13 protein-coding genes and 1 riboswitch are annotated in these 18,635 nt (G+C 75.6%); of the genes, 10 read left to right on the plus strand and 3 right to left on the minus strand.

Going from position 1 to position 18,635, the window contains the following annotated elements; all coding sequences use genetic code 11:
- Positions 1-129: 129 nt before the first annotated feature.
- Positions 130-1,392: a CobW family GTP-binding protein gene (locus tag HCK00_RS15845; RefSeq protein WP_168102601.1), complete on the plus strand. Its 1,263-nt coding sequence runs from the start codon at positions 130-132 to the stop codon at positions 1,390-1,392.
- A 61-nt stretch (positions 1,393-1,453) separates the two neighbouring features.
- Here HCK00_RS15845 and HCK00_RS15850 read toward each other — a convergent pair whose 3' ends face one another.
- Positions 1,454-3,904 carry a DNA gyrase/topoisomerase IV subunit A gene (locus HCK00_RS15850; protein WP_168102602.1) on the minus strand — a complete coding sequence of 817 codons (2,451 nt, stop codon included), beginning with the start codon at positions 3,902-3,904 and terminating at the stop codon, positions 1,454-1,456.
- Between the two features lie 436 nt (positions 3,905-4,340).
- Here HCK00_RS15850 and HCK00_RS15855 point away from each other — a divergent pair, with 436 nt between their 5' ends.
- From HCK00_RS15855 to HCK00_RS15870, 4 genes are all read left to right on the plus strand, one after another.
- Entirely contained in the window at positions 4,341-5,708 is a 1,368-nt protein-coding gene (locus HCK00_RS15855; RefSeq protein WP_168102695.1) for a M16 family metallopeptidase, read from the plus strand.
- Between the two features lie 17 nt (positions 5,709-5,725).
- The gene (locus HCK00_RS15860; RefSeq protein WP_206320436.1) at positions 5,726-7,093 is read left to right on the plus strand and encodes a M16 family metallopeptidase; all 1,368 of its coding nucleotides are present in this window, start codon (positions 5,726-5,728) and stop codon (positions 7,091-7,093) included.
- A gap of 438 nt (positions 7,094-7,531) precedes the next feature.
- Positions 7,532-7,664, plus strand: a riboswitch (cyclic di-AMP (ydaO/yuaA leader).
- A gap of 13 nt (positions 7,665-7,677) precedes the next feature.
- A complete protein-coding gene (locus tag HCK00_RS15865; RefSeq protein WP_168102604.1) occupies positions 7,678-8,520 on the plus strand; it encodes a M23 family metallopeptidase in 843 nt (280 codons plus the stop codon).
- Between the two features lie 252 nt (positions 8,521-8,772).
- Complete coding sequence (locus HCK00_RS15870) at positions 8,773-9,504, plus strand: GntR family transcriptional regulator (protein WP_168102605.1); 732 nt, start codon at positions 8,773-8,775, stop codon at positions 9,502-9,504.
- A 528-nt stretch (positions 9,505-10,032) separates the two neighbouring features.
- Here HCK00_RS15870 and HCK00_RS15875 read toward each other — a convergent pair.
- Positions 10,033-10,314 carry an HPr family phosphocarrier protein gene (locus HCK00_RS15875; RefSeq protein WP_168102606.1) on the minus strand — a complete coding sequence of 94 codons (282 nt, stop codon included), beginning with the start codon at positions 10,312-10,314 and terminating at the stop codon, positions 10,033-10,035.
- Between the two features lie 229 nt (positions 10,315-10,543).
- On the opposite strand from HCK00_RS15875, the gene HCK00_RS15880 reads away from it, so the two are divergent.
- The 4 genes from HCK00_RS15880 (at position 10,544) to HCK00_RS15895 (ending at position 16,138) form a co-directional block, all read left to right on the plus strand.
- Positions 10,544-13,423: a bifunctional acetate--CoA ligase family protein/GNAT family N-acetyltransferase gene (locus HCK00_RS15880; protein WP_168102607.1), complete on the plus strand. Its 2,880-nt coding sequence runs from the start codon at positions 10,544-10,546 to the stop codon at positions 13,421-13,423.
- 175 nt (positions 13,424-13,598) lie between these two features.
- Positions 13,599-14,192 carry a DUF5998 family protein gene (locus HCK00_RS15885; protein WP_168102608.1) on the plus strand — a complete coding sequence of 198 codons (594 nt, stop codon included), beginning with the start codon at positions 13,599-13,601 and terminating at the stop codon, positions 14,190-14,192.
- A complete protein-coding gene (locus tag HCK00_RS15890) occupies positions 14,192-15,397 on the plus strand; it encodes an alkaline phosphatase family protein (protein ID WP_168102609.1) in 1,206 nt (401 codons plus the stop codon). The genes HCK00_RS15885 and HCK00_RS15890 overlap by 1 nt, the downstream gene beginning before the upstream one ends.
- A gap of 90 nt (positions 15,398-15,487) precedes the next feature.
- Positions 15,488-16,138, plus strand: coding sequence for a thymidine kinase (locus HCK00_RS15895; protein WP_168102610.1), 651 nt, complete (start codon positions 15,488-15,490; stop codon positions 16,136-16,138).
- A 417-nt stretch (positions 16,139-16,555) separates the two neighbouring features.
- On the opposite strand, the gene HCK00_RS15900 is transcribed toward HCK00_RS15895, so the two are convergent.
- Positions 16,556-17,314, minus strand: coding sequence for a VOC family protein (locus tag HCK00_RS15900; protein ID WP_168102611.1), 759 nt, complete (start codon positions 17,312-17,314; stop codon positions 16,556-16,558).
- Between the two features lie 262 nt (positions 17,315-17,576).
- Between HCK00_RS15900 and HCK00_RS15905 the strand changes: the two genes are divergently transcribed.
- Positions 17,577-18,413 carry a sulfurtransferase gene (locus HCK00_RS15905; protein ID WP_168102612.1) on the plus strand — a complete coding sequence of 279 codons (837 nt, stop codon included), beginning with the start codon at positions 17,577-17,579 and terminating at the stop codon, positions 18,411-18,413.
- Positions 18,414-18,635: the final 222 nt, after the last annotated feature.

An 18,635-nucleotide genomic window follows, 5' to 3' on the forward strand; every position in this document is an offset into this window, starting at 1 on the left:
CGGCGGAGACCGCAGCGGCCCCGGCCCGGCCTCCGCGTCCGGGACCGCGTCCGGCGGTGGGACGGTGCCTCCTATGCTGGTCCGCGCCCGGACCGAACCGAATCTCCCGCCGATCCCGGAGGCGCCGCCTTGGCCAGGAGTCAGACCCCCGTCGTCGTGCTGGCAGGATTCCTGGGGGCAGGGAAGACCACCCTTCTCAACCATCTCCTGGTGCACGGAAGTTCCACCCGGATCGGCGCGATCGTCAACGATTTCGGGTCCATCGAGATCGACGCGATGGCCGTGGCCGGGCAGGTCGACTCGATGGTCTCGCTCGGCAATGGCTGCCTCTGCTGCGCCGTGGACACCGATGAGCTGGACGGCTTCCTGGAGCGGCTCACCCGGCCGGAGGCCGGCATCGACGTCGTCGTCATCGAGGCGAGCGGGCTGGCCGAGCCGCAGGAGATCATCCGCATGATCCTGGCCAGCGACAACGAGCGCGTGGTCTACGGCGGGCTGGTCGAGGTCGTGGACGCGGCCGAGTTCGCCCGCAATCGCGCCACGCATCCGCAGCTCGACCGCCACGTGGGGATCGCCGACCTCGTCGTGCTCAACAAGGCCGACCGGGTGGGAGAGGCGGAGCTGCGGAGCCACCTGACGGCGCTGGAACGGCTGGCACCCCGCGCCCCCGTCGTCCCCGTCGCCCACGGCAGGCTGGACCCCGGGCTGCTCCTGGACGAGGGGCCCGCCGCGGCGGCGGCCGGCCGGCAGCTCTCCTTCGAAGACCTCTACCGGGAGGTGGCCCGCGGGGACGGGGGCGGCCACGGCCACGGTGACGGCTGCGGCGCCGGTGACTGCCCGGACCCGGGGCACCTCCACGCCGGTTACCAGAGCGTGGAGTTCACCTCCGCCACGGCCATGGACCCGCGCCGGCTGATGGCCTTCCTGGACGACCGGCCCGGCGGGCTCTACCGCATCAAGGGCTGGGTGCACTTCGGCGTGGCCGGCCACCGGGAGAAGCACACCCTGCACGCCGTCGGCGACTTCCTGCGCTTCTACCCGGGGCCCTGGCGGGGCGCCGAGCCGGACACCCGGCTGGTGCTCATCGGTTCCGGGATCGACACCGCGGCGGTCCGCGCCGCACTGGAGGACTGCCGGGCGAGCGAGCCGGACACCGCGGACGAGACGGCGATGTGGGGCGTCCTGCGCTACACGCGCCCCGAGGCGCCCGCCGGGCACCCCCGCCCCGCCGACCTGGACGAACCGGCCGGCGGGGCGGGGGAGGGGGACGGGGGCGGGACTGCCTGGCCGGCCGGTCCCGGGCCCACCGTGGCGGCCGGGCTCGGAGCGGCCGGGCCCGGGGAGGCCGGCGGGGTGCCCGCGCCGCCCGGCCGGCCGGCGCAGCCGCGCTGACGGGGGACCGGGACCGCGCCCGTACGCCCCGCGGGCCCGGCCGCGCCCCGGCCCGCCCGCGCTACACGGGCCCGGCGATCGCTCCGACCGGCTGGTCCAGGGGCAGCCCCGAGCCGTCCCGGCGCGGGTCCGGCTCCGGAAGCTCCACCGGCGCGCCCGAGGGGCCGGCCGCCCGCGGCGGGGTGGCTCCGGCCCACGCGAACACCAGCCGCTCCTCGCCCTTCAGGAAGCGCTGGCAGCGGACACCGCCGGTGGCCCGGCCCTTCCGGGGGAACTGGTCGAACGGCGTCAGCTTGGCGGACTGCTGCGCGGAGCCGTCCAGGGTGCCGTGTGCCCCGGCGACGGTGAACACCACGGCGTCGGCCGCCGGGTCCACGGCGCCGAAGAAGATCACCTCGACGCCGTCCGGCAGCTTGACCCCCGCCATGCCGCCGGCCGCCCGGCCCTGTGGCCGGACCTGGGTGGCCGGATAGCGCAGCAACTGCGCCTCGCTGGTGACGAAGACCAGATCCTCCTCCCCGGTGCGCAGCTCGACCGCGCCGGCGATCGCGTCGCCCTCCCGGAGGGAGATGACCTCCAACTCGCCCTTGTGGGCGGGGTAGTCCGGGACGACGCGCTTGACCACGCCCTGCCGGGTGCCGATCGCCAGCCCAGGGGAGCTCTCGTCCAGCGTGGTGAGGCAGATCAGTTCCTCCCCCTCCGCCAGGGTGAGGAACTCCGCGACGGGGGCACCGCCGGACAGGCTCGGCGGGGCGGCCGACTCCGGCAGCATGGGCAGGTCGATCACCGAGAGCCGCAGCAGCCGCCCGGCCGAGGTGACGGCGCCGACATGGCCCCGCGCGGTGGCCGGCACGGCGGAGAGGATCACGTCGTGCTTCCCCCGCTTGCCGGGCCCCTCCGGGAAGGGGGCGCCGTCCGCCGTGCGGGCCAGCAGGCCGGTGGAGGAGAGCAGCACCCGGCACGGGTCGTCGGCCACCTGGAGCGGCACCGCCTGCACGGGGGCGTCCGCGGACTGCAACAGCACGGTGCGCCGCTCGGTGCCGAACTTCTTCGCCACCGCGGCCAGTTCGCCCGAGACGAGCTTCCGCAGCTCCGCGTCCGACTCCAGGATGCGGGTGAGCTTCCCGATCTCGTCGGTCAGCCGGTCGCGCTCGGACTCCAGCTCGATCCGGTCGAAGCGGGTCAGCCTGCGGAGCGGGGTGTCCAGGATGTACTGCGTCTGCACCTCGCTCAGCGAGAAGCGCTCGATCAGCGACTCCTTCGCCGCCGCGGAGTTGTCGCTGGCGCGGATGATCCGGATGACCTCGTCGATGTCGATCAGGGCCGTCAGCAACCCCTCGACCAGGTGCAGCCGGTCCCGCCGCTTCTTCCGCCGGAACTCGCTGCGCCGCCGGACCACGTCGAAGCGGTGGTCCAGGTAGACCTGGAGGAGTTCCTTCAGTCCCAGCGTCAGCGGCTGGCCGTCGACCAGCGCGACGTTGTTGATGCCGAAGGATTCCTCCATCGGGGTGAGCTTGTAGAGCTGGGCCAGGACGGCCTCGGGGTTGAAGCCGTTCTTGATCTCGATGACCAGGCGCAGGCCGTGCCCGCGGTCGGTGAGGTCCTTGACGTCCGCGATGCCCTGCAGCTTCTTGGCGTTGACCAGGTCCTTGATCTTGGCGATCACCTTCTCCGGGCCGACGGCGAACGGCAGTTCCGTCACCACCAGGCCCTTGCGGCGCGGGGTGACGTCCTCCACCGCCACCGTGGCGCGGATCTTGAAGGTGCCCCGGCCCGACTCGTAGGCGTCCCGGATGCCGTCCAGGCCCGCGATCCGGCCGCCCGTGGGCAGGTCCGGGCCGGGGACGAACCGCATCAGCGTCGCCAGGTCGGCGTTCGGGTACCGGATGAGGTGGCGGGCCGCCGCGATCACCTCGCCGAGGTTGTGCGGCGGCATGTTGGTCGCCATCCCCACCGCGATTCCCGAGGCGCCGTTGACCAGCAGGTTCGGGTAGGCGGCGGGGAGCGTGACGGGTTCCTGCTCCTGGCCGTCGTAGTTGGGGGCGAAGTCGACCGTGTCCTCGTCGATCGACTCCGTCATCAGGGAGGTCGCGGCGGCCATCCGGCACTCGGTGTACCGCATGGCGGCGGGCGGGTCGTCGTTGCCCAGGGAGCCGAAGTTGCCGTGCCCGTCCACCAGCGGCAGGCGCATGGAGAACGGCTGCGCCATCCGCACCAGCGCGTCGTAGATGGAGGCGTCGCCGTGCGGGTGGAGCTTGCCCATCACCTCGCCGACGACGCGGGCGCACTTCACGTACGACCGCTCCGGCCGCAGCCCCATCTCGTTCATCTGGTAGACGATGCGCCGGTGCACCGGCTTGAGGCCGTCGCGGGCGTCGGGCAGCGCGCGCGAGTAGATGACCGAGTAGGCGTACTCCAGGAAGGAGCCCTGCATCTCGTCGACGACGTCGATGTCGAGGATGCGCTCCTCGAACTCCTCGGGAGGCGGGGTCTTCGTACTGCGGCGGGCCATCGCGGCTGCTGCTCCTTAGGACTCGGACTGCGCCGGGCGGGTTCGCCCGGTTCGCCGGCGCGGTCGCCGGTCGGTGTCGGGTGTGGTCGCGGACCATTGTGGACCCCGGCGCGGACAGCGCCCTCCACGACCCGTCCGAACCGGCGCGCGCCCGGATCGTCCCGGGAACTTCGCCAGGCGTCCGGCCGCTTGCATAAGGTGGCAGCACCCGGCACGCCCACGCACCGCGACACCACTCCATCATCGCCCCCGGCCGGCCCGTTCCCGCCCCATCCCACCACCCCCGCCCTCCTCACCGGATCCACCGGATCCACCCAGCTCCACCGTCTCGATCATCTCCACCCTCTCCGTTCCACGGTCTCCACCACGACATCCACGATTCACGATTCACGATTCACGACGTATGCCAACAGCGATCGAAGGGACGTACATGGCCATGGGTCACACGGCCACGGACCAGGCCGGGTCCGGCGGTCTCACAGCGACGGAACACCGGCTGGCCAACGGGCTGCGCGTGATCCTCTCGGAGGACCACCTGACCCCGGTCGCCGCGGTCTGCCTCTGGTACGACGTCGGCTCCCGCCACGAGGTCGAGGGCCGCACCGGCCTCGCGCACCTCTTCGAGCACCTGATGTTCCAGGGCTCCGCGAACGTGCGGGGCAACGGCCACTTCGAGCTGGTGCAGAACGCCGGCGGCTCGCTCAACGGCACCACCAGCTTCGAACGCACCAACTACTACGAGACGATGCCGGCCCATCAGCTGGAGCTCGCCCTCTGGCTGGAGGCCGACCGCATGGGCTCCCTCCTCACCGCCCTGGACGAGGAGAGCCTGGAGAACCAGCGGGACGTCGTGAAGAACGAGCGCCGCCAGCGCTACGACAACGTCCCCTACGGCACGGCGTTCGAGAAGCTCACCGCGATGGCGTACCCGGAGGGCCACCCGTACCACCACACGCCCATCGGCTCGATGGCCGACCTGGACGCCGCCTCCCTGGAGGACGCCCGGGCCTTCTTCCGGACGTACTACGCGCCGAACAACGCCGTGATCTCGGTCGTCGGCGACATCGATCCCGAGCGGACCCTGGGCTGGATCGAGCGGTACTTCGGCACCATCCCCGCCCACGAGGGCAAGCGTCCCCCGCGGGACGGCTCCCTTCCCGACGTCATCGGCGGGCAGCTCCGCGAGGAGCTCCACGAGGACGTGCCCGCGCGCGCCCTGATGGCCGCCTACCGGCTCCCGCAGGACGGCACCCGGGCCGCCGACGCCGCCGACCTGGCGCTGACCGTCCTGGGCGGCGGCGAGTCCTCCCGCCTCTACAACCGGCTGGTCCGGCGGGACCGCCTCGCCGTCGGCGCGGGCTTCGGCCTGCTGCGGCTGGCCGGGGCCCCGTCCCTCGGCTGGCTGGACGTCAAGGCGTCCTCCGGCGTGGAGATCCCCGCCGTCGAGAGCGCGGTGGACGAGGAACTCGCCCGCTTCGCCGCGGAGGGCCCGACGCCGGAGGAGATGGAGCGCGCCCAGGCCCAGCTGGAGCGGGAGTGGCTGGACCAGCTCGCCACCGTCGGCGGCCGGGCCGATCAGCTCTGCCGCTACGCCGTCCTCTTCGGCGACCCGCAGCTCGCGCTGACCGCGGTGGAGCGGCTGCTGGAGATCGGGCCGGAGGAGGTCCGCGAGGTGGCCGCCGCCCGGCTGCGCCCCGACAACCGGGCCGTGCTCGTCTACGAGCCGACCGGATCCGGACAGGCCCCGGACGGTGACGCCGCGGGCGCCACCGCGGCAGACGACGACGAGGAGACGGCCCAGTGACCGACGCCGGCACCACGATGACGTTCCACCCGATGCCGCAGGCCGGGGAGGCCTCCCCCTGGGCCTTCCCCACCCCCGAGCGGGACATCCTGCCCAACGGGCTGACGGTGCTCCACTGCCACCGCCCGGGCCAGCGCGTGGTGGCCGTCGAGGTCAATCTGGCCGCGCCGCTGGACGCCGAGCCGGAGGGGCTGGACGGCGTGGCCACGATCATGGCGCGGGCGCTGTCCGAGGGCACCGACCGGCACAGCGCCGAGGAGTTCGCGGCGGAGCTGGAGCGCTGCGGCGCCACCCTGGACGCCCACGCGGACCACCCCGGGATGCGGGTCTCGCTGGAGGTCCCCGCCTCCCGCCTGCCCCTGGCCCTCTCCCTGCTGGCCGACGCGCTGCGGGCGCCGGCCTTCCCGGCGGACGAGGTGGAGCGGCTGGTCGGCAACCGCCTCGACGAGATCCCCCACGAGCTGGCCAACCCGGGCCGCCGGGCCGCCCAGGAGCTCGGCCGGGAGCTGTTCCCCGCGGCCTCGCGCATGTCCCGGCCCCGGCAGGGCACGGAGGAGACGGTCCGGCGGATCGACGCGGACGCCGTGCGCGCCTTCTACCGGGAACACATCCGCCCGGCCGCCGCCACGGCGGTGGTCGTGGGCGACTTCACCGGCCTCTCGCTGGCGGAGCTGCTCGCGGAGACCCTCGGCGCCTGGACCGGTCCCGCGGCCGTCGCCCGGCCCGCGCCGCCCGTCACCGCGGACGACACGGGCCGCGTGGTCATCGTGGACCGGCCGGGCGCCGTGCAGACGCAGGTGCTCATCGGCCGCGTCGGCCCGGACCGGCACGACCGCGTCTGGCCCGCGCAGGTGGTCGGCGTCTACTGCCTCGGCGGCACCCTCACCTCGCGCCTGGACCGCGTGCTCCGCGAGGAGAAGGGCTACACCTACGGCGTACGGGCGTTCGGGCAGGTGCTGCGCTCCACCCCGGAGGGCACCGGCGTCTCCCTGCTGGCCATCAGCGGCTCGGTGGCCACCGACGTCACCGGCCCGGCCCTGGAGGACACCTGGCAGGTGCTCAGTACCCTCGCGGCCGGCGGGCTGACCGACGAGGAGCGGGACGCGGCGGTGCAGAACCTCGTCGGCGTGGCCCCGCTCCGGTACGAGACCGCGGCCGCGGTCGCCGCCACGCTGGCGGACCAGGTCGAGCAGTACCTGCCCGACGACCACCAGGCGCAGCTGTACGCCCGGCTGGCCGAGACCGGCACGGTGGAGGCCACCGCCGCCGCCGTCAGCGCCTTCCCGGTGGACAACCTGGTGACGGTACTGGTCGGGGACGCCTCGGCGATCGAGGCGCCGGTGCGCGCGCTGGACATCGGTGAGGTGAAGGTGGTCTCCGGCTGAGGCGGGGCGGGGGCCGGGCGGTCGCCCGCAGGGGGCGGTGCCCCCGCTCGCCCGGTCCCGCCCGCCCGGCCTGCTCACTCGCCCGGGCCGGCGCCCGCAGGAATCCGGCTGTCCCGGAAGGGGAAGCGGGAAAGCCGACATGGAAAGCCGACATACCGTCACATGGGGCGCCGGTTGTGTGCGTTACGCGTCGGCGGAGTGACGATCCGGTCCCCTGATCGTGTCCGGTTTGCGGCCGTGTGGGCGTTCCTTCCTGTGGCCTGCGCAACAAAAGGCCCGTTGTGTTTGGCGACGGTGACCCCGCCGTCCTAGCGTCGATCCGGCTGTCCGGCCGGCCCGCCGCAGAACGCGGCACCGGGCAGTCATCGCCGAGTCCCCGTGGCGCGAGCCCCGGGGAGCCGGGGACCCACCTTCCCGCCCCTCCCGGGTGCGGGACGGGCCCGTGTCCCGCCGTCCGCGGTGGGGCGGCCCGGTCCCTGGGGTGAATCGGGCGCCTCCCCGCGAGGTGCCCGTAGGAGACCTTCCTGCTCCGAACCCGTCAGCTAACCCGGTAGGCGAGAAGGAAGGAAAGGAGAGCTCCGCCCATGGCGCTCACCCGTGTCTCCGGCAAACCTGGCGATCCCGGTACGGCCGGTGGCCCCCGAACCTCCGGGAAGCACCGCCGCCCGAGCCGCCCCGGCCGGCACCACGGCCGTATCGCCGGCGCCGCCGCGACCCTGGCCACCGGCGGCGTCGCCGCCACCCTCGCCACCCCCGCGTTCGCCGCGGACCGGAGCGCTCCCGCCGCCGAGGACACCGCGCTCCGGCAGACCGTCGTCCTCGGGGACGCGCTGCGGGAGAGCATCGGCGACCAGGCCGAGGCGCAGGAGTCCGCCGCCGACACGGCCGCCGCCATGGCCGCCGCCGAGGCGCGGGCCAAGCGGGAGGCCGCGCAGGCCAAGCGGATCGCCGACGCGCGGGCCAAGGAGAAGCGCGCTGCCGAGGCGCGCGCCGCCCGTGAGGCGGAGCGCAAGCGCCTGAACACCTTCGTGCTCCCCGTCGCGGGCAGCTATGTCTCCACGCAGTACCAGGCAGCCGGCGCGGCCTGGTCCTCCGGCAGCCACACCGGTGTCGACTTCCACGCCGCCGAGGGCACCCCGGTGCTGTCCGTGGGCGCCGGGACCGTCGTCGAGGCCGGGTGGGACGGCTCCTACGGCAACAGCGTCGTCATCAAGATGAGTGACGGCACCTACACGCAGTACGGCCATCTCTCGGCGATCAACGTCACGGTGGGCCGGCAGGTCGACCCCGGGCAGCAGATCGGCCGGGCCGGCAACACGGGCAACTCCTTCGGCGCGCACCTGCACTTCGAGGCCCGCACCTCCACGGAGTACGGCTCCGATCTCGACCCCGTGGCGTACCTCCGTTCGCACGGCGTCTCTCTCTGACACGCCGGCGGGCGCGGCGCCCGCCCACCGCCCCAAGGCCCCGGTACCGCCGGGGCCTTGGGCGTCCCGCGCCGCCGTCCGCCGGCCTCCGGAACCCGGCGGCCGGGGCGCCGCGAGGGCACTCACCCGCCCGGACATCTGGCCGGAACGCATACATCCGCAGGCGTCCTCGTCAACAAATTCCGCGTCCTGGCTTACAGTTCGGGAATGTCGTGTCCTGTGTTCCACGGGAATTCCAGTGGAGGTCCGGAAATGCGGGGTCGGGATGGGCTGGGGACGGGTGTGGATATTCCGGCCGCGGGTGGCCGTATTCCCGCGGGCGCGGTGCGCCGCGCGATCCGCGACGACATCGTCTCGGGGGTGTACCCCTTCGGCAGCCGCCTCACCGAGGAACAACTCGCCCGCCGCTACGGGGTCTCCCGGGTCCCGGTGCGGGAGGCGCTGCGGGCGCTGGAGTCGGAGGGGTTCGTCACCACCCGGCGGCACGCGGGGGCGTGCGTGGCCGAGCCCACCGACGACGAGGCCGCCGACCTGCTGGAGGTCCGTGCCCTGCTGGAGCCGCTGGTCGCGGCCCGTGCCGCGCGGCGCCGCACGGAGGCGCACGTGAAGGTGTTGCGGGGGCTGGTCACCCTGGGCCGCAAGCGGGCGGACCGGGGGCTCCCGCCCGATCTGCGCTCCCTGGACACCTGGTTCCACGAGACGCTGGCGCAGGCGGCGGGCAGCCCCACCCTGGTGGCCCTGCTCACCCAGGTCCGGCGGAAGATCGCCTGGGTGTACGCCGATCCCCGGCCGCCGGCCACGGCGGACCTCTGGAGTGAGCGTGGCGCCATCGTGGACGCCGTGGCGCGCGGGGACGCCGGCCGCGCCCGGGGGCTGATGGCGGCCCATCTCGACCTCGTGGAACCGGACGGTCACCGGTTGCGCCGCGGGCCGGCGGTGAGGAATCCGAAACAATCCGTCAACAGGGAAAGTGCGCGGAATTAACATGGGCCGCGCCGGGCGGCCGGGGACGGCCGGGGGAGGGGCGGGGAAAGGGCGGCCGGGGGCGCCCGTTATTTCGCGGGTGAATTCTCCGGTGCTCCGGTGCTCCGGTGCCCGGGTTTCCGGCGCACGGCCCGCCGGGGCCCGGGGCTCGTGGCTCCATCGTGCTCCCGCCCGCCCCCGGCCCGGTGGGGGCCGCGCGAGGGAGGTCACGCCGGGCACCCGGCCGCCCTGGGCCGGGCGGCGGGCCACGTCCTGACGGCGTGGCCGGTCCGCGCCCGCCACCGGGGGCCGCGGCTCCGGCGCGTCGGAGCCGCCGGTACGACGGCGTCACCCCGATGCGACGCGGCCCCCATGAGGTGCTGTCCCGACACGAGGCTGCTCCGGCGCGACGCGGCCCCGACACGACGGAGTCGCGGCCACCCCGCCGGGGGTGACCGCGACTCCGTCGCGCCGCGCGCCGCGCGCCGCGCGCCGCGCGCCGCGCGCCGCGCGCCGCCGGCCCGGGGCCGGCGGCCGGAACGGCCGGGCTCACACCGTCCCGGGCAGTTCCTCCAGCCCCTCCGAGACCAGCTTCGCCAGCCGGTCGAGCGCGGCCTCCGAGCCCTCGGCGTCGGAGGCGAGCACGACCTCCTGGCCGCCCTCGGCGCCCAGGCTCAGCACGGCGAGCATCGACGCGGCGTTGACCGGGGAGCCGTCGCCCTTGGCGATGGTCACCGGGACGCCGGACGCGGTGGCCGCGCGGACGAAGATCGAGGCGGGCCGGGCGTGGAGCCCTTCGGGCCAGCCGACGGTGACACGGCGCTCTGCCATGGTGGGTGCCCTTCGGTAGGGGGAACGGTCGCCAACAGCGTACCGATGTTGTCTAGACCACTGCCGGGCGCACGCCCGTCCGGCCTCCGGCCACGGTACCCGGGGGCCGGAGCCGCGCCCCGGCCGCGTCCCGCCGGGTCACGGCGGGACACGCCGGGTCAGGGCCGGGTCCCGCACACCGGAGCGCCGGGCTCCGTCCGCCGGTCCCGGCCCCCCGTACGCTGACCCCATGGAGACGCCGCACGCGCAGGTCTATCCGGCCCACTGGGAAGCCGACGTCGTGCTGCGCGACGGCGGTACCGCCCACATCCGACCGATCACCGAGGACGACGCGCGGCACCTCGTCGACTTCTACGAGCGGGTGTCGGACGAGTCCAAGTACTACCGCTTCTTCGCCCCCTACCCCCGGCTGTCCGACCGCGACGTCCACCGCTTCACCCACCACGACTACGTCGACCGTGTGGGCCTGGCGGCCGTGGTGGGCGGGGAGTTCATCGCCACGGTGCGGTACGACCGCATCGACACCACCGGACGCCCCGCGTCCGCGCCCGCCGACGAGGCCGAGGTGGCCTTCCTCGTCCGCGACGACCACCAGGGGCGCGGGGTGGCCTCCGCGCTGCTGGAGCACATCGCCGCCGTCGCCCGGGAGCGGGGCGTCCGGCGCTTCGCCGCCGAGGTGCTGCCCGCCAACAGCAAGATGATCAAAGTCTTCACCGACGCCGGCTACACCCAGCGGCGCAGCTTCGAGGACGGCGTCGTCCGCCTGGAGTTCTCCATCGAGCCCACCGACCGCTCCCTGGCCGTGCAGCGCAGCCGGGAGCAGCGGGCCGAGGCCCGGTCGGTACGGCGGCTGCTCGCCCCCGGCTCGGTCGCCGTGATCGGCGCCGGGCGCGGTCCGGGCGGCATCGGCCGCGCCGTACTCCGCGGGCTGCTGCACGGCGGGTTCGCCGGCCGGGTGCACGCCGTCAACCACGCCTTCCCCGCGGAGCAGGGCACCCTGGAGCCGGAGGGCGTGCCCACGCACCGCTCCGTCGCGGAGATCGGGGAACCGGTGGACCTCGCGGTCGTCGCGGTGCCCGCGGAGGCCGTGCCCGGTGTGGTCGCCGACTGCGGGACGCACGGGGTGCAAGGGCTCGTCGTCATCTCCTCCGGTTTCGGGGAGAGCGGCCCGCAGGGGCGCCTGCGCCAGCGTGACCTGGTCCGGCTCGCCCGCTCCCACGGCATGCGGATCATCGGGCCCAACGCCTTCGGCGTCCTCAACACCGCGCCGGGGACCCGGCTGAACGCCTCCCTCTCGCCGCAGCTCCCGCCACCGGGGCGGATCGGGCTGTTCACCCAGTCCGGTGCCATCGGCATCGCCCTGCTCGCCGCGTTGCACCGGCGCGGCGCCGGCCACATCTCCGCCTCCACCTTCGTCTCCGCCGGCAACCGCGCCGACGTCTCCGGCAACGACTGCCTCCAGTACTGGTACGACGACCCGGCCACCGACGTGGTGCTGATGTACCTGGAGTCCATCGGCAACCCGCGGAAGTTCGGCCGGCTCGCCCGGCGCACCGCCGCCGCGAAGCCGGTCGTCGTGGTCAAGGGCGCCCGGCACAGCGGGGCGGCCCCCACCGGCCACGCCGTCACCACCCGCATCCCCGACGCCACCGTCTCGGCGATCTTCCGCCAGGCCGGGGTGATCCGCGTGGACACCGTCACCGAACTCGTCGACACCGGGCTGCTGCTGGCCGGGCAGCCGCTGCCGCGCGGCCCGCGGGTGGCGATCCTCGGCAACTCCGAGTCGCTCGGCCTGCTCGCCTACGACGCCTGCCTCACCGAGCGGCTGCACCCGCTGGAACCGCTGGACCTGACGACCCACGCCACCCCCGGTGACTTCCGCGAGGCGCTCACCGAGGCGCTGGCCGACGACGCCTGCGACGCGGTGGTCGTCACCGCCATCCCCTGGGTCGGGTCCGGCACCGCGGGCCCCGGCTCCGGCGAGGCGCCGCAGCTCGCCGCCGCCCTGCGGGACGCCGTGGCGGCGGGCGGCTCGGCCAAGCCGGTCGCGGTGGCCCACCTGGAGATGGACGGGCTGGCGGCGGCGCTCGGCGCCCCCGAGGACGGCGCGGGCGGCCGGGGCGGCGCGGGTGGCGCGGAGCCCCCGGCCGGGGACGCCGCCGGGACGGCCGCCGCGACGGCCCCCGCCACCGGGCCCGGCGCCCTCCCGCGCGGCTCCGGCATCCCCGCCTACCCCGCCGCCGAACGGGCCGTGCGGGCGCTCGCCGAGGCCGCGCGCTACGCCGAGTGGCGCCGCGCCGCCACCGAGCCCGGACCCACCCCCGCCTTCCCCGAGTTCGAGGACGCCGACCCGGCCGGCGCGAGCGCCGAGATCGAGGCCCTGCTGGCCGCCGCCGGGGAGCGGGGCGGGCGCGGGGTACGGCTCTCCGCCCCGGACACGGCCTCCCTGCTGGCGCGGTACGGCATCACCGTGCGGCCCGCGCTGCCGGCCCCCGACCCGGACGCCGCGGCCGCGGCCGCGGCCACCCTCGGCTACCCCGTCGCGCTGAAGACGACGGCCCCGCATCTGCGCCACCGCCCCGACCTGGGCGGTGTCCGGCTCGACCTGGCCGACGAGAAGGACCTGCGCCGGGCCTACCGGGAGCTGACGGACCTCCCGGGTTCCCTCGGCTCGGCGGCGGAACTGCGCCCGGTGGTGCAGTCCATGGCCCCGCGCGGGGTGGACACCGTCGTCCGCGCCGCGATCGATCCCGCGGCCGGCGCCGTGCTCTCCTTCGGGCTCACCGGCGCGCCCTCCGAGCTGCTCGGCGACGTCGCGCACCGGTTGCTGCCGGTCACCGACCGGGAGGCGGCCGAGCAGATCCGGTCCATCCGGGCCGCGCCGCTCCTCTTCGGCTGGCGGGGCTCGGACCCGGTGGACACCGCCGCCCTGGAGGACCTGCTGCTGCGCGTCTCCCGGCTGGTGGACGACCACCCGGAGGTGGTGGCCGTGGAGCTGGAGCCGGTGGTGGTCGCCGCCCGTGGCCTCGGCGTGCTGGACGCCTCCGTACGGCTGGCCGCGCCCCCCGCCGACTCCGAGCTGGGCCCGCGGCGGCTGCCCGCGTACTGAGCCGCCCCCCGGAGCCGTCCCCTGAGCCGTCCCCGGGCCACTGCCGGGCCGGGGCGGGGCCGGCCCGGGGACGGCTCCGGGGCGCGCCCGCCGGGGTACGCGCGGGCCGCCGCGCCCTCCCGCGGTGGGCGGCGCCGTTCATCCGGGGGCGCGGGGGCCCCGTAGGATGGGCCCCATGGCGAAGACCGGTACGACGACCCAAGGGCTGCGCTCGGCGATCGAACGCAGCGGCTACTACCCGGCCCTGGTGGCCGAGGCGGTGGAGGCCGCCGTGGGCGGCGAGCCGGTCAGCTCCTACCTGGTCCACCAGGAGACCACGTTCGACTCCAACGAGGTCCGCCGGCACGTCACCGTCCTGGTGCTCACCGGCACCCGTTTCATCGTCAGCCACACCGACGAGCAGGCCGCCGACGGCACCTCCCCGTCGCCGTACGCCACGACCTCCACCGAGTCGGTGCGGCTGGAGAAGATCTCCTCCGTGGTGCTCAGCCGGGTGGTGGCCAACCCGGAGTCGTACACCCCGGGCACCCTGCCCCGCGAGGTGGTCCTCACCATCGGCTGGGGCGCGGTCAACCGCGTCGACCTGGAGCCGGCCAGCTGCTCGGACCCGAACTGCGAGGCCGACCACGGCTACACGGGCAACACCACCGCCGACGACCTGAGCCTGCGGGTCAGCGAGGCCGGGGACGGCCCGGACTCCGTCCGCCAGACCCTCGCGTTCGCCCAGGCGCTCTCCGAGGCCACCGTGGCCTCCGCCGCCGGCTGCTGATGACCCGGCCCGCCCCCGCCGGTTCCGCCTGGCACGATCACGATCCGGCCCCCCTCGACCCCCGCTCCGCCCCCGCCCCCGCCTACGGCCACGGCTCGCTGGCCGAGCTGCTGCCGACGCTCGCCGCGGGACAGGGCGTCCCGGGGCTGACCGCCGGGCTCGGCCTGGAGCCGGCCGACCGCAACTGCGTCTTCCTCATCGACGGTCTCGGCTGGGAGCTGCTCCGCGCCCATCCCGAGCAGGCGCCCTTCCTCACCTCGCTGCTCGCCGGCTCCCACGGCGGCACGGGCCGCCCGCTCACCACCGGCTTCCCCTCCACCACGGCCACCTCTCTCGCCTCCGTCGGCACCGGCCTGCCGCCCGGCGCGCACGGGCTGGCCGGCTACACCGTGCTGGACCCGGCGAGCGGTGCCCTGATGAACCAGCTCCGCTGGCGCCCCTGGACCGACCCGCATCGCTGGCAGCCGTACCCGACCGTCTTCCAGCGGGCGGACGCGGCCGGGGTGCACACCTGCCAGGTCTCCGCGCCCGGTTTCGCGGGCACCCCGCTGACCCGGGTGGCGCTCAGCGGCGGCACCTTCCACGGCCGGACGGGCGGCGAGGACCGCATGGATCTCGCGGCGGAGCAGCTCGCCGCCGCCGACCGCTCCCTGGTGTACACGTACTACAGCGAGGTGGACGGCAAGGGGCACCGTCACGGCGTCGACTCCGACGAGTGGCGCGCCCAGCTCGCCTACGTCGACCGGCTCGCCCAGCGCCTCGCCGACCGGCTGCCGCCCCGCTCGGCGCTGTACATCACCGCCGACCACGGCATGGTGGACGTCCCGTTCGACGAGGAGTCCCGGATCGACTTCGACGAGGACTGGGAGCTGAGCGCCGGCGTGGCCGTCCTGGGCGGCGAGGCCCGCGCCCGCCATGTCTACGCCGTCCCGGGCGCCGCGGGGGACGTGGCAGCCGTCTGGCGCGAGGTGGTCGGCGACCGGATGTGGGTCGCCACCCGGGACGAGGCCGTCGCGGCGGGCTGGTTCGGGCCGGTGGAGGAGCGGGTGTACGGGCGTATCGGCGACGTCGTCGCGGCGGCCCGGGACGACGTCGCCGTGGTCGCCTCCCGGACCGAGCCCAACGAGTCCGCGATGACGGGGCTGCACGGTTCGATGACGCCCGCCGAACAGCTCGTCCCGCTGCTCGAAGTACGCTCCTCCTGACGCCGGAACCGGCCGTCCCGGCGTCACGCCGCCGTGGCCGGGACCGGCGCGCGCATGCCCCCGAAAGCGACGGAAAGGCCCCACCTCACCATGGCGGAGCTGGTGTTCTTCAGCGGCACGATGGACTGCGGGAAGTCCACTCTGGCGCTTCAGATCGGGCACAACCGTTCGGCCCGCGGGCTTCAGGGCGTCATCTTCACCCGTGACGACCGGGCGGGCGAGGGCAAGCTGTCGTCCCGGCTGGGCCTGGTCACGGAGGCGATCGAGGCCACCGAGGGCATGGACCTGTACGCGTACCTCGTCGACCAGCTCTCCCGGGGCGGCAAGGTCGACTACGTCATCGTCGACGAGGCGCAGTTCCTCGCCCCCGGGCAGATCGACCAGCTGGCCCGGACCGTCGACGACCTGGGGCTGGACGTCTACGCCTTCGGCATCACGACCGACTTCCGCACCAAGCTCTTCCCCGGCTCCCAGCGGCTGATCGAGCTCGCCGACCGGATCGAGCAGCTCCAGGTGGAGGCGTTGTGCTGGTGCGGCGCCCGCGCCACCCACAACGCCCGCACCGTGGATGGCGAGATGGTCGTCGAAGGCGTGCAGGTCGTGGTCGGCGACGTGAACCGCCCGGCGGAGGAGGTCGGCTACGAGGTGCTGTGCCGCCGTCACCACCGCCGCCGGATGACCAGCGCCGCGGCCCACGCCGGCGCCCTCTCCCCGGACGTCCTGCCGGTCAACCACGCCTGACCGCCCCTCCGGGCATCCGCGGGCCCGGTCCGGTGCGGGGCCGGCGGGGCGGAACCGGGCGCGCCGGACCACGGAGCCTCCCGGGCCCCCGGGCGGCTCCGTACCGGCGGGCCCCCGGCCACACCGGTGTCATGGACGTGGCCGGGGAGGCACCGGTGCCCATGGGTGACATGGCCGGGATCGGCGCCGGGGTGATGAGGCGGGCACGAGGAGCCGCGCTCGCCACCACCGGCGCCGGACGACGGCCGTCAGGTTCCGGGCCGCCGTGCTGCCGCAGGTGTCCTCCCTGCCGGGGCCGTGGGGCCGCCGGCGGGGACACCGAGAGGGTGCCGCCCGTCCGGACGCCGGCGTGGCCGGAGCGGCCCGGGAGGACCTCCGGCGGCGCCGCGCGGCGCCGCGGACACCGGCCGCCGCGCGTCAGCGGGCCGTGCGCAGCAGGTTGAAGACGGCGCCCTCGGGATCGGCGACGGTGGCGACCCGCCCGTACGGCTGTTCGTGCGGCGCCGCCAGCACGCGTCCGCCCAGCTCGGCCACGCGCGCGGCGCCGGCGTCCGGGTCGGCGGACTCGAAGTAGGTCACCCAGCGCGGCCCGAGACCCCGGACGGGTGTGTCGCCGTGCTCGCGCACGGTCGCCACCGGGCGGCCGTCCAGGTGGAGGGTCACCTTCTCCGGCTCGTCGGAGCGGGCCTCGTAGCCGAAGACCGCCTCGTAGAACTTGGCGGCCGCCACATCCTGTTCCTGCAGTTCGTTCCACGCCTGGGTGCCGGGCTCGCCCGCGGTCTGCGCCCCGGCGAGATCGAGGCCCTGCCAGATCCCGAAGACCGCGCCGAACGGGTCGGAGGCGATCGCCACCCGGCTCGCGCCCCCGGCGTCCAGCGGCCCCACCGCGACCGTGCCCCCGCAGGCCCGGATCAGCTCGGCGGTGGCGTCTGCGTCGTCCGTGGCCAGATAGGTGGTCCAGGCGGCCGGCAGCCGGCGGCCGGACAGCTCGCCGATCCCCGCGACCTCGCGCCCGTCGAGCCGGGCGCGGACGTAGGGCCCGAGCTGCCGTGGCGCCGGCGCGAAGTCCCAGCCGAACAAGGCGCCGTAGAACTCCTGCGTCGCCGCCAGGTTGTGCGCCATCAGACTCACCCAGCAGGGCACTCCCGGTGTGCGCGGCGTCGCTGCCTCGGTCATGGTCACTCTCTCCTCGGGCGGTGGGATCGGGGCGGGACCCGGCGGGCGCTCGCCGCGGGAGCGGCCTCCGGCCGCAGGGCCGCGCCGGCTGTCGCGCCGAGGGAGACGGACCGCGCCGCGTTCCGTGGCTTTGGGGTCAAGGATGCCCACTTTGCCGGTGCATATCCGTCCGGCTCGCGCGCCGGTCCGGCAACTACCCCCACCGAGGCCGGTTTCCGGGGTCCGGGGCGCCGCGCGTCGGACGCTACGCAAAGATGAGGGAATGCACCCCATCATCACCGCATCCGAACTGGCCCGGGAGCTGGCGGGCGAGCGGCCGCCGGTCCTGCTCGACGTGCGCTGGGAGCTGGGCGGACCGCCCGGCCGTGAGGCGTACGCGAAGGGCCACCTCCCCGGCGCCGTCTACGTGGACCTGGAGACCGACCTCGCCGGGCCCGCCGGCCCGGGCGGGCGCCACCCGCTGCCGGACCCCGCCGCGTTCGGGGCCGCGATGCGCCGGGCCGGCGTCTCCGCCGGCCGCCCCGTGGTCACCTACGACAACGCCCGCGGCTGGGGCGCCGCACGGGCCTGGTGGCTGCTCCGCTGGGCCGGCCACCCCACGGCCCGCGTCCTGGACGGCGGCCTGCGCGCCTGGACGGAGGAGGGCGGCGCCCTGGAGACCGCCGAACCGGCACCGCCCGAGGGTACGTTCGAGCCCCGGCCGGGCGGGCTGCCGCTGCTCACCGCCGGCCGCGCGGCGGCGATCGCCCGCGAGGGGGTGCTGCTGGACGCCCGCGCGGCGGAGCGCTACCGCGGTGAGGTCGAGCCGGTCGACCCGGTGGCCGGGCACATCCCGGGCGCCGTCTCCGCCCCCACGGCCGCCAACCTCACCGCCGAGGGCCGGCTGCGCCCCGCCCGGGAGCTCGCCGAGCGCTTCGCCGCGGCCGGCGTGCGGGACGAGACGCCGGTGGGCGTCTACTGCGGCTCGGGGGTATCGGCCGCGCAGCAGGTGCTGGCCCTGGAGGTGGCCGGGGTGGAGGCGGCCCTGTACGTGGGGTCCTGGAGCGAGTGGTCCGCCGACCCGGACCGGCCGGTCGCCACGGGCGCCGACCCCGGCTGAGCAGGGACACCGCCCCGGGGAGACGGTGGGCGGCCCTCGGAGCGCGGCGCTGCGGCCCCGCCGGGCCGGCCGGTGGCGGAGACGGGAGGGCCGCGCCGCCGCCCGGGACCCCCGGCGGCGGGCCGGCGGAAGCGGCAGCGGTGGCGGCAGGAGGAGCGGCGCGGGCTGCGGCGCCGGTGAGCGCGGCGCGCAGCGGTCCCGGGTGAGCGGCGGGGGAGCCGG

The organism is Streptomyces zingiberis (genome assembly GCF_012034935.1).
Taxonomy (GTDB): Bacteria; Actinomycetota; Actinomycetes; order Streptomycetales; family Streptomycetaceae; genus Streptomyces; species Streptomyces zingiberis.